Below are 12,168 nucleotides of genomic sequence, written 5' to 3' on the forward strand. Positions count from 1 at the left end.
TTGGGGAAGCATCGGCTGTTTTGTTCTTTGTGGAAAAACAATTAGGGATCAGGCTTCACTACCATTCATTGCGCTTACGCGTAGCTCAGTCATCGGCAGAGACAGCTTCTCGGGATGACGCAATCTCACCTTACGGCTCTCACCAGGGAGAAGATCGAAATAATTATCACTGAAACGAACACGACCAAGGGGCAGCTCGAGCTTCACCAACCGTGCAATTGCACCCATGGCCGTGACCGATACGGATTGCTCCTCTTCGTTCACATGCACACTGAGCTGCGCTTGAGGCAGGTTAACATGCTTCGGATCACGTAAGAAATATCGATTGAGTGGTGCAGTGAAACCTTCGGCCACTAATTCGACCATTACTTCTTCCGCCAATCTGCCTCCCAATACTTCCGCTTCGCTCAGCTCTGCAATGCGAGTAGCGGATTGCGAACCTGTCTCCACATAATGAGAACCGGAGTACACCTTTTCCCCATTCAATCCATAGACATTAAGTCGAAGTTGTCCCTTCAGAGTCTCCCGTGTGTCATTCACAACCCATAACGTAAGCGGCTCACCCGGTTCATGTTCCAGAGACAGCAGTATCGGATGAAAGAATACTTTTCCGTAATAAAAGGAGGCCTTCGGCAGCAGCTCGTAGTCAATCATGGACCAGCTTGTGCCTGGCCAGCTGTCATTCAGCTGCCACACAAGGGCTCCGCTATTGCGATGATTGATCCGCCGGAAATGTTCAATGCCATACCGTAATCCTTCTGCCTGTGTCAGCATTGAATAGTTCATGTACTCTTCGATATTTTGCGGAATGCCCGTGTATCCTTCCATCAGAAGAATACCTTTCTGATGATTGGTATCCTTATTCCGATAGGCCATTTCGGGACTGCCCCAGTAAAATTGGCCTGCAGGCATGTTTTTCTCCAGTGTATGGCGGTTGGCCGAGGCATGCATGCCGAATTCACTGCTGAACAGGGCATTGTCGTGTTTATAGTTTTTGAAGGTCACACCCTCAATACTGTAGTTCAGCAGTGGCGGCTCGCCGTGTTTTCGTGGATAGACGGAACCATGCCATACCTGCCAGTTATGGCGATCCCCCACATCCGGATCATTGGCATCATTGCCGAGACTGTCCCCATAGGGTGAGGAAGGCCAGTATGGACGAGATGGATCCAGCCGCTCCAGCACTTCCGGGATCAGCTCATGGTAGATCAGTTCTCCATAGAAGGGGCTGGTAATATCTCCACTGGCGGACTTCATATCATAGAGCCAGTCAATTTCGTTATTGCCACACCAGAGTGCAAGCGAGGCACGATTGCGTAGACGCAGGACATTATTTTCTACCTCATCCCGTACATTGTTCATGAAATCCCGATTGAAATCAGGGAATAAGGCGTTGGCAAAAGCAAAATCCTGCCACACCAGTACGCCTTGCCGATCACATTCATCATAGAAGACGTCCTTTTCATATATACCGCCTGCCCAGACACGCAGCATATTCATATGCCCTTCCACAGTCAACTCGATCAGCTCACGATACCGGGAGGCGGGGATGGCACCAATCAGATGGTCGGCCGGAATCCAGTTGGCTCCCTTCGCGTACACACGCACTCCGTTCAGGATAAACGTAAACGCATCCTCACCCTGTCCATTATGAAGCGCCAGTTCAATGGTTCGTACACCGTAAGGCTCGTTGTAACGATCTACTTCCACCCCATCGGCAAATAGCGTAACTTCCATCCTGTACAAGTAAGGCTCACCCATATCATGCGTCCACCATAATTGTGGTGAATCTAATTTTAGTATTGTATCGGCGAGACCATTTTCCACAACTGCTTCGGCTGACCGTGCCACTTCATGTCCACTCGCGTCCAGTAAACGGATATCACAAGACAGGGCCACCGCTTTTTCACGTTTCTGTCTGCTACGGAAAGACAATACGGACTTCACATCCGCAGTGACATGGACAACTGCTTGCTGCTTGCTGGCTGATTCGGTACGTGCAAATACGTTCTCCAGCTTTGCAATCGTTCGTCTTTCAAGACGAACCCCTCCCCAAATTCCTACGGTGACCATCCGTGGACCCCAGTCCCAGCCAAAATTCATCGCAGCTTTGCGCAACCAGGGACGTTCCTTCGTATATGAAGACCAGTCAAACGTTTCCTTGTCTCTGTGATGCAGATCAAGGGGGTCGAACTTGACCGCTATGGCATTCCAGCCATTACGAACCAGTGTCGTCACATCGAAAGTGTGGGACATGAGCATGTTGGCCGTTTGCCCCACTTCATGTCCGTTCACATATACGGTGGCGAACGTATCCAACCCGTCGAATACTAACTCAAAGTACTCCTCTGCTTCCCCATCCTTCGACAGGTTGAAGCTAGTACGATACCACCATTCCTTCTGCTCGATCCATCGACTCTTGGCATCGTTATGCCCATAGTAGGGCGGATCAATGATGCTGCGTTCCACCAGAGCGGTGTGCACATCCCCTGGCACCTCCGCTCCGATCCAAAATCGATCATCAAGCGCTGCCGCTGCAACATCCATGGACCGCTTCTCCCCAACCTCGAAATGCTGTATTTTCCATTGTCCTGACAAATCCTGACTTGAATTAATCATCTTCATCCTTGCCTCGCTCCCCAGTTTCCTTGGTAATAAAATATCGAAAACGTTTGCAATATAAACATGACTTCGTTCGTTCTTTAGCCTGCTAACCTTTAATGTCCGGAATTCTTGTACGACACAGCCTCCTCGCGAAACTCACTCGGAGTCTTGCCTGTATGTTTTTTGAACAGCCTGCTAAAATACTTAACGTCTTCATATCCGCTGATAGCCGCCACTTCACTTACTTTTGCGGGAGAAACCACCAGCATGTCCATCGCGCGTCGAATTCGCATTCCTGTTACAAAATCACCAAAAGTGACGCCCGTTTCCTTCTTAAACAGTTCACTGAGATGGCCCGGATGCAGATGAACCTGACCTGCGACATATTGCAGGCTAATATCCTGTGCCAAACCGGATTCCATATAAGCAATAGCCTTCTGTACATGGGTAGTCCGCCCTTGTCCCATCTGGCTGTGATAGGTATGCATCAGCCCATATAAATGATGAAACAGCAGATCACGAAGTTCACCAGCATCGGCATCCGGGTTTGGCCTCCATGGTTCGAATCGTTCCAGATCGTCTCTTCCAATGGCCCGCATCGTGCGAATCAACCAGCGCTGTCCGGCATTCACCGCAGCATGCAGACAGGCATCAAAAGACTCTGGCGTTACTTCGGGGTCCAACAGGAGTTCATTCACCAGTTCTCGCGTCCATGTGGTCAGCATAATCGAGTCGTTATCCATTAACAATGTCCCCAGGGTAGTTTCTTCCTCATGCTGAAGGACGGCTTTGCCTCCTATGCGGTGCAAAACGTCTTCATATTGCCATATCCTGTCCTCAATTAACCCATGGTAACGGTATGCAATCGATGCCGTACGGTAGCTCTCATGCAGAAGTTGAACCTCCATACAGGGTCGACCTGCTGCTGCACGCAATGTACATTTCAACAGTTGCTCCATCCGGGTTAACGCAATGCCCAAAGTAAATTGGAAATCCTGCTCATCCGGCGGCAGCTGAACAACACAGATAATCCGGTCCTTATGAATGTGTGCAACTGCGCCCGGCAGAACATCCTCCAGCATATTTTGTACGGCAAAGTTTAGCAAAGCAGCCGAAGAACGATTCCATCCCGCAGCTTTCAAGATTAGAATCTGTCTCTGCATATGATCCATGTCGGAGAAACCTTCCGATTGCACATTCATTCCCGACTGCAGAAATACAGGACAAGGGCTAGATTCAACGTCTCCATCAATGATCCATCGAGCGAATAGACGCTGCTTGTTCTCTCGCAGCAGCTGTCCTTCTCTTGATTTCTCAGCCCATCGTTCGGTAATCCGTTGTTTGGCCTGAAGCACCGTCTCGATAATCTCTTCCGGTTTACTCGTCTTAAGCAGATAATCCGTGACACCTTGACGAATGGCTTGCTGAGCGTAAGAGAAGTCATCGTATCCCGATAAAATAATGACCTCGAGTTCCGGCAGCAGTTGCAGCCCTTCCTCTGCCAGTTCAAGCCCCGTCCTTCCCGTCATCCGAATATCAGTCATCAGAATATGCGGCCGCTCCTCGGCCATTCGTGCTAACGCCTCTTCTGCCGAGGCTGCTGGCGAAAGCAGCTCAATCCCCAGTTCATGCCAAGCGATTACACTGGCAAGCCCTGTGCGGATAATTACTTCATCATCAACAATCAATAATCTCATGGCGATTCCTCCAGGATTGGAATGGAAAATGAAATCCGGGTTCCACCTCCGACCCGGCTGTCCACTTCGAGCTGCGCCTCCGCTCCATAATGAAGCAGTAGTCTCTCGTTCACATTGCGGAGTCCATAGCCACCTTGGGATGTTTGCTTCATTGGTTCTTTTTCCGTCCAGGGATAGTTTGAATCATGGTGCTCTCCCTCATCCGATGACACAAGGCTGCTTCTCACATGCTCCAGTCTGTCCCGCTCCATGCCAGCCCCGTCATCCAGAACTAGCACATTTATTCGTTCCTGTTCTTGCCGAATCAGGATTGTGATTGTGCCCGTACCCGCTTTCGGCTGAATTCCGTGAATCATGGCATTTTCGACGAGCGGTTGGAGCAGCAATTTCAGCATCATTCGCTGTTCAAGTGCCGGATCCACAATATAATGCACGGCGAACTTGTCGGGAAATCGGATGGACTGTACACGAACATAATGGCGAATATGGGCAATCTCCTGCCCTACCGGACAATAATCCCTACCTTGATTCAAGCTGATGCGCAAAAAATCACTCAATCCTTCGACCATCTCTGCAATCCGCTTTTCCTCAGACATCAAGGCAATCCAGTGAATGGATGAAAGTGTGTTATACAGAAAATGAGGATTGATCTGAGCCTGAAGTGCCCTGAGATCAGCTTCCTTTTTACGGGCTTCGCCGCGGATAACCTCTTCCTTCAATCTCTCAATATGGGCACCGAGCAAATTATAACTCTCTCCCAGCTTGCCGATTTCATCATCACTATCCGATCGGAATAGGGGCAGTGGTCGATCGGGGTCCATTCGGGACAAATGCTTCGTAAGAATTCGCAGCGGCTTTGTGACTCGTCGTACCGTAAACCAGACCAGTCCTGCACTGATCGCAGCAGACAGGCTCACTGCAACAGCAGTTAGGATCAGAATATAACCGTTTTCGGACTTATACTGATCGTAGGGAACCGTTGCCGTTAGCGTCCAGCCTGTCAACATTTCCGGATAATAGAGCAACGTACGTTTCTCATCGCCGCTGCCAAACGTGGCTGTTCCGCTTCCCTCTTGTTGGATCAGCGTATGTACTTCAGGCTCGATCTTCTCCAGAGACTGTCCAAGACGGGATTTGTCCATGGAAGACAAAATCTCTCCAGTCGGACCGATCAATTCGAGTCGCCCTTCCCCCATACCCAGTCCCAGCGCCGCCCATCCTTTCGAGATTGCCTTCTCGTCTAGACTGATTGCCAGCCATCCGATAGGCTGATAATCATGAATGCTGCGAATGGGTCGAACCAATGTAATTACATTTTGGATTCCCGCATAATTCTGAACCGGATATACGCCAGTCCATGCCTTCACCGCATCACCACGCGGAGCAGGAGGATAAGTGGCATTGGATGATTCATACCATGTAGCCGTGGACAGAGCCGCATCGAAACGTTCCGGATAGATGGCAATGTTGGCAATATATTTTTTGGAAGCGGCCAGATTGGTCATCCTGCCCAGAATATCCACACGCTCCTGCACATCGTCCTCATCGTTACTTAAATACTGCTGAATGTCCCTTTCTCCAATCAAAAAAATCGATAATGTCTCGGCATCCTGCAGCATATAGCGCAAATTCGCTTCCACCTGCTTCAGTGTGTCCATGCCGGAAAGCTTTGTTTTTTGCTCTGTGATGCGGGAAGAGATCAGAAAGGCGAACAGCCCCAATGCCAGCAGCGGCACAATCATGGAAGCCGTAACCACGACGGATAGCTTCCGTTGCAGTGAAGATGTTAGCCAGCGTCCCACACCTTTTCCTCCTCTGGATGCGCTCTCATTTAACCTTTGACTGCTCCGGCCGTCATGCCTTTCATGACTTGTTCCTGAAATATCAGGTATAGAATGATGGTCGGAATTACGGACAAGGTCATGGCAGCAAGAGTCAGGCCGTAATCGGTCTGATATCCGTCGGCAAAGTTGGCAATCGCGAGCGGTAACGTTTTCAAACCTGTTTTGTTAATAAACACGAGTGCGAACGAAAAGTCATTCCACGCGTGTAGAAAACTCAGAATAGTGACCGTTGACAAGGCAGGCACAGACATGGGAAGCATGATCCGGGTGAACAGCCCCCATAGACCTGTTCCATCAATAAAAGCGGCCTCTTCAATGTCACGTGGAATGCTAGTCAAATAAGCGGTTAGCACAAATATCGCGGTTGGCAAAGCAAATGCGGTATACGGCAATATCAGTGCCCAATACGTATTCAGCAGGGACATCTGTTTCATCAAAATAAATAACGGAACCAATGTGCTATGAATGGGAATCAGCATACCTACAACGAAGAAGGTCATGATCAGCCCTTTCCAGGGAAACTGGAAACGTGCGAGTATAAATGAGGCCAGCGCTGCTATAAAAAGCGTTAGGATAAGCGAACCTACGGACACAATCAGGGAATTGCCAAAAGCGGTTCCCAGCTTTGAGCTCTCCCAAGCATTACTGAAATTCTCCACGTTCCATTTCTCCGGAAGCCCGAAGGGCCTGCTATAGAAATCTTCATTCGTTTTGAATGCACTGATCACAAGCCAATAGAACGGATACAATGTTAAAATACCATAGATTGTCAACAGCGTCCAAACAATTCCACTACGGAATCGGCGAACCGGATGGCCTGAAGTATTCCCTGGTGTTGGAATCGATAACGGTGTAACACTCATTACATTCCCCCCTCTCTCCTAATTCTCTTTTCTCTTACGGCTTGTCGCCCACTGGCTTGTTCCGATCAGCAAAAGGGAGATTAACACGATGGTGGTCGAGATAGCACTCCCGAAGCCATAGCGATACGTGTTGAAGGTTGAATTATACATATACGTTGCCAGCAGCTCTGTCGCATGCGCCGGGCCGCCTTTGGTCATGATGTACACCAGATCGAATGATTTTAGGCTGCCCGAGATACATAGAATGATCGCTACCTGAACCGTTCCCCAGATCATGGGCAAAGAAATGGAAACCAGCTTGCGGATTCCGGAAGCACCGTCAATCTTGGCAGCGTCATGAATTTCGCCGGGAATATTCTGCAGCGCGGAGATGAAGATAATCAAGTACAAACCGACAAAACTCCAGAGCAGCGGTGGCACCAAGGAGAAAATGGCGATTTTGTCATCTGAAAGCCACTGCAGCTTCCAGCTTTCCAGCCCTAATGCATCCAGTAGAAAGTTCAGTATCCCGATCTGCGGGTGATAGATATATTGCCAGATCATACCGATAACTACTGTGGATAATACCATCGGCAGAAATACGGCTGAACGCAGAAAACGCTGTAACGGATTGCTTTTGTGCAAAATGACCGCCAGCATCAACGCTAACGGAATTTGCCCAAATACTGAAGCTAGAACAAAAATGACGTTGTTTTTCAGTGCCCGCCAAAATACGGAATCATGCCATATTTCCACATAGTTATCCAGTCCGATATATGTTGACTCTCCGATTCCCGACCAGTTGAAGAATCCATAGTACGCTGACCATACAACCGGCACAAATACAAACAAAGCGTAAATTAGAACTGCCGGAGCGAGCCCCAGCATAATAAAACGTCGACTGCGCAATGCGTTCATCTTGCTCACTTCCTTTCATCAAACCTTTGGTAATTACAACCCTTGATATCCATGCAAAACCCCTCCCCTACCGGGAAGGGGTCTGAATCTTACCGCAAAGCATCTTTCAGCTCATCCAGATCTGGATCGGAATGACCTATGACCTTAATTTCCCACTGCACTGGCTTGCGATGCCTGGATTTTATTCGCGATATCTGCGGCTTTACCACCCATCAATAGCTCCTGCAATCCATTGTTGATAACCTCGACGGTTGCAGATCCTAGTTTGGAATCATACACCGGAGTAATCTTTACTTCCTGCATTAAGTCATAGAGCTCCACAAACAATGGATGGGCTTTTGATTTGTCCAGATCAATCTTGTAGCTGACGAGTGTGCTGCTATCCAGGGTTGCTTTCTGACCGTCAGGGCCTGCCAAAGCGTAGAATAGCTCCATGGCCGCATCTTTCTGGGCACCGCTTAACTTTTTGCTTACACCCAAGCCTGTCCCTACAACGCCAGATGTCGTCCTGGCCTCACCCTGGCCTCCATCTACTGCTGGTAAAATTGTTATGTGTGTATTGTTCAAAATGTCTTCCGGTGCGTTGTTGACGAGGTTGGCCAATGCCCATCCGCCGTTCATCACCATCGCTGCTTTTCCCTGGAAGTACAGCTGCATCATCTGTGTTTCGTCAATACTGTTGAAACCATCCTGAAATGCTTTGCTGTTACCGAGTTCCTGCATTTTGTCCAGCGCCTGGATGAATTGTGGGTCTGTAAAGCTGGCTCCATCCTGCGCTGCTGCTTTTAAGAACCAGTCTGTGCCGGTTACCCGGTCAGCCAGTGTACTGAAGATCGTGGATTGAGCCACCCAATTAGCCTTGTTCCCCAGTGCGATCGGTATTACTTTGTTCTCATTAAATGTAGCGATGGCCTGCTCCAGCTCAGCCCACGTTTCAGGTACTTTCACGTTGTACTGCTTAAACAGTGCTTCATTGTAATAAATAAAGGAAGTGGGTGCGAGATTCATCGGTACCGAGTAGATCTCCCCGTCCACCGTATATCCATCCAGAGCGTTCGGAATAAAGTTGTCTTTCCATTCCGGCTTCGCGTCCAGCTCGGCATTGATCGGCTGCAACAGATCCCCTTTCACAAACTCCTTGGTCATCGCATCCGGCCACATGACGAACAGATCCGGCATTTCATTGGCCGCTGCCACCGTCCGGAGCCTTGTTTTGAGGCCATCTGTCGGCAGACCTTCATCCACGACTTCAATATCCGGGTGCGACCCACGGAAGTCTTCAATGATTTTGCGCATCGCCACCGCTTTGGCGTCCTGTCCAGTCCAGTTGTGCCAGATGGTGACGGTTACTTTATCCTTGCTGTCGCTGCCTTCTGAGCTGTCCCCGCTTCCGCAACCAGCCAGAGCGATGGAAAACAACGCCATTGCGAGCATTCCCGAAACCCATTTTTTCAACATCTCTATACTCCCCCTTGGCGATTTGAATACACTTATTGTAAATGGTAACGCTATCATTCTGTAAGGTGACGATGCACGGATGCAGGGGTGAAAAATATCGGATACCCCGTTGATGCTGCAATCTTTGCTTACATACAGAAAGAGCCCTCATCATGAGAGCTCTTTCTGTATTTGGATTCGTAAACATTCTTGAATTTATAAATAAATGAATAGATAAGTTCTGATTTATTTCATACTGTCTTTCACAAGTGCTGCAAAAGCTTCCGAACCTTCCTTCGTCAGATGTACGCCATCTTTTTCGAAATATTCGTCATGTCCTTCACTTGCAGTGTGCCAGTCAATGAGAGATACATTGCTATAATCGGACGCCGCTTCGTTCAGTGCTTTATTCACGGTTCGTTCCCATGGGCGAGGGACTCGCACAGTAACCAGATAAACATGTTCTTCATCTTTCAAATAATCCAGCACCGAATTCAGACTTTTGGAATTGAAGGAACCGTTTGTTCCAAGCTCCAGTACGACCTGACTGCCCATTTGGTTATTTCTCTTCAGGCCATCCAGTACATCGGCAGCCTCCCACATCTGACGACCGATATGACCGTCCACGTGCACGCCCGAAATGGTCTGTTCAAGATAAGGCTTGGCGTCCAAAATAACTGAATCTCCAATGACCGTATAATGAACCTTGCCGTCTTTGGCTGGAGGGGCTGTTTCTCCTTGCTCTTTGGACGAATCTGACGTATTGACAGGATCCTCTGGTTGGTCATTACCGTTGTCTTCTGGATTTCCCGGATTGTCGGTGCTGCCTTTGGGTTTACCAACAGCATGGTTTGAGTCGCCAGGAGTTGATCCTTTCTGCTCACCTGAAGTTGGTTCCTCTGATTTCGGAGCATTGCCTGGCTTCGTCGTTTGCTGTTCTCCTTTGCCTAGTGGATCTCCAGCGTTCGCCGCTGGTTTATCGTTTTTCTGTGGCGCAGGTTGGTTGTCGCCCCCGGAGGTGTTCACTGTTGCTGGAAGAACGTCCTGTCCCTTTTCCTCCGTTACGGAATGATCTCCATTCAGCGTGGCCGACATCGATACCGAATGGGAATCAGAATTCGCTGCTGACGTAATCATCATCTGTGACACCGTAAAACACATCAACAGAATGCTCATCAGCAATCCAGCGCGCTTCCACCATACGTTGCGAATGGTTGTATTGTGCCCTCTTCCCCATAACCGGGACCAGGAATCACGAAATCCGTTATGACGAATTGGATTTTCAATATATTTAAGTGACAAGGAGGCCAGTGCAACCGTTGCTGCAACCTGCAAAACCATTCGTACAGGATGTGCTCCACCCGTGTCTACCGTTGGACTCGTTAGAATAATGACAGTATAGTGCCACAAATATAATCCATAGGATCGTTCCCCGATCCAGCGCAATGGCTTGGCGCCAATGAGCCGTGCCAGGAAGGATGATGGATGAGCCAGTACAGCTACGAGCAAAGTCGTCGCTATAGCCTGAAGTACCATTCCTCCTCGATACAATGAAGGGTCGTACTCGCTGCTATTCAGCATCATGTAGATTAACCAAGCCAGCGCAGCTAAACCTAACACGTCCAGGACAAGGCGATTGGTGTGGGCAAGGGATGACGATAGTTTGCGACTCGGCCAAACCACGGCCAGTGCAGCACCAGCCAGTAAGGCGAATGCTCTTGTATCTGTTCCATAATAAACACGGCTCGGGTCCAGATCCGGATTATACATGATGGCCATCGCACCAGCAGACAATTCAGCTGCTACGACAATAAAGACGACCAGCCATCCCTTTCTTTTGAACAGGACGATTGCCGCGACCAGTAGAAGGGGCCAAACAATGTAAAACTGTTCTTCCACAGCCAGCGACCAGAAATGTCCAAAGGGTGATGGAGGGCCGAAACTTTCGAAATAGGAAACGTTATGAAAGATATACCACCAATTGCTTATGTATAATACTCCCGAGACAATGTCACCACGCAACGCAGCCAGTCGAGATGGGTCTGTGCAAAGTAGCCAAATCATCACCACTGCAGTCATCGTGATCATGCCAGGTAATAAGCGCCTTACTCTGCGCACCCAGAAATCACCGAGGGATATCCGACCATGCTCCTGCCATTGTGTCAAAAGAATGTCTGTAATCAAATACCCTGATAGAACAAAGAAAATGCCTACACCGAGCAACCCGCCCGGAATAAAACCTAAATTCAGATGATACCCTATGACTGCAAGCACAGCGATGGCCCTCAAACCATCCAGTCCGTTCATATGCCGCTTGCTTTTCAACGATTGTGACATGCGAGCCCCTCCTTGACCATGTGAGTCGACATCATCCATGTCTGGGGCGTTCGAGAACTCCTTGTGGTTCTGGTTGTCATTAACATACGTATTGCACCTTCCATCATTCATTTACAACATAAAGAAGACGTATTACTTAACCATGATGTTTTATGATTACGATTTCTTTATATCTTTGTCGTTATGTCCCGTTTAGCATTATACGCCCGAAAGATTATTCACAAATTACAGTAATAGTTACAATCCAGTGAAACGATGTAACCTTTCCTGCCAAGCATATATAGCTGTAAAATCATACTCTAATTTTATTGTTAAATACAGCATTTTTCATAGAATGGCTAATATTACCTTGCCTTTTATTTCATATATGAGCAGATCCCTCTGAGGGTCTGGAGTGTACAATTAAGCCAATAGGAAAAGGCTGCCGACTTGCTCAGCAGCCAATAACCATTATAAACCTATCTCTTGCCGGATTGAAAGTTTTGCTCA

Annotated in this window: 7 protein-coding genes; all 7 read right to left on the bottom strand. The window is 48.6% G+C overall.

The features are described from left to right. Nucleotides 1–48: 48 nt before the first annotated feature. The 7 genes from BMW94_RS20195 to BMW94_RS20225 all read right to left on the bottom strand — a co-directional run bounded on the left by BMW94_RS20195 (nt 49) and on the right by BMW94_RS20225 (nt 11,679). Nucleotides 49–2,625 carry a beta-mannosidase gene (locus tag BMW94_RS20195; RefSeq protein ID WP_091000751.1) on the bottom strand — a complete coding sequence of 859 codons (2,577 nt, stop codon included), beginning with the start codon at nt 2,623–2,625 and terminating at the stop codon, nt 49–51. Nucleotides 2,626–2,717: 92 nt separating this feature from the next. Beyond that, nucleotides 2,718–4,301, bottom strand: a complete 1,584-nt coding sequence (locus BMW94_RS20200) for a helix-turn-helix domain-containing protein (protein ID WP_091000752.1) — start codon at nt 4,299–4,301, stop codon at nt 2,718–2,720. After that, entirely contained in the window at nt 4,298–6,103 is a 1,806-nt protein-coding gene (locus BMW94_RS20205; protein WP_091000753.1) for a cache domain-containing sensor histidine kinase, read from the bottom strand. Before BMW94_RS20205 ends, BMW94_RS20200 begins: the two co-directional genes overlap by 4 nt. A gap of 29 nt (nt 6,104–6,132) precedes the next feature. Continuing rightward, entirely contained in the window at nt 6,133–7,008 is an 876-nt protein-coding gene (locus BMW94_RS20210) for a carbohydrate ABC transporter permease (RefSeq protein ID WP_091000754.1), read from the bottom strand. A gap of 18 nt (nt 7,009–7,026) precedes the next feature. Continuing rightward, nucleotides 7,027–7,905: a carbohydrate ABC transporter permease gene (locus BMW94_RS20215; RefSeq protein ID WP_091000755.1), complete on the bottom strand. Its 879-nt coding sequence runs from the start codon at nt 7,903–7,905 to the stop codon at nt 7,027–7,029. A gap of 144 nt (nt 7,906–8,049) precedes the next feature. Next, a complete protein-coding gene (locus BMW94_RS20220) occupies nt 8,050–9,363 on the bottom strand; it encodes an extracellular solute-binding protein (protein WP_091000756.1) in 1,314 nt (437 codons plus the stop codon). Nucleotides 9,364–9,588: 225 nt separating this feature from the next. Next, nucleotides 9,589–11,679 carry an acyltransferase family protein gene (locus tag BMW94_RS20225; RefSeq protein ID WP_091000757.1) on the bottom strand — a complete coding sequence of 697 codons (2,091 nt, stop codon included), beginning with the start codon at nt 11,677–11,679 and terminating at the stop codon, nt 9,589–9,591. Nucleotides 11,680–12,168: the final 489 nt, after the last annotated feature.

Origin of the sequence: Paenibacillus sp. OK003 (assembly GCF_900109515.1) — a bacterium.
Classification (GTDB): Bacteria; Bacillota; Bacilli; order Paenibacillales; family Paenibacillaceae; genus Paenibacillus; species Paenibacillus marchantiae.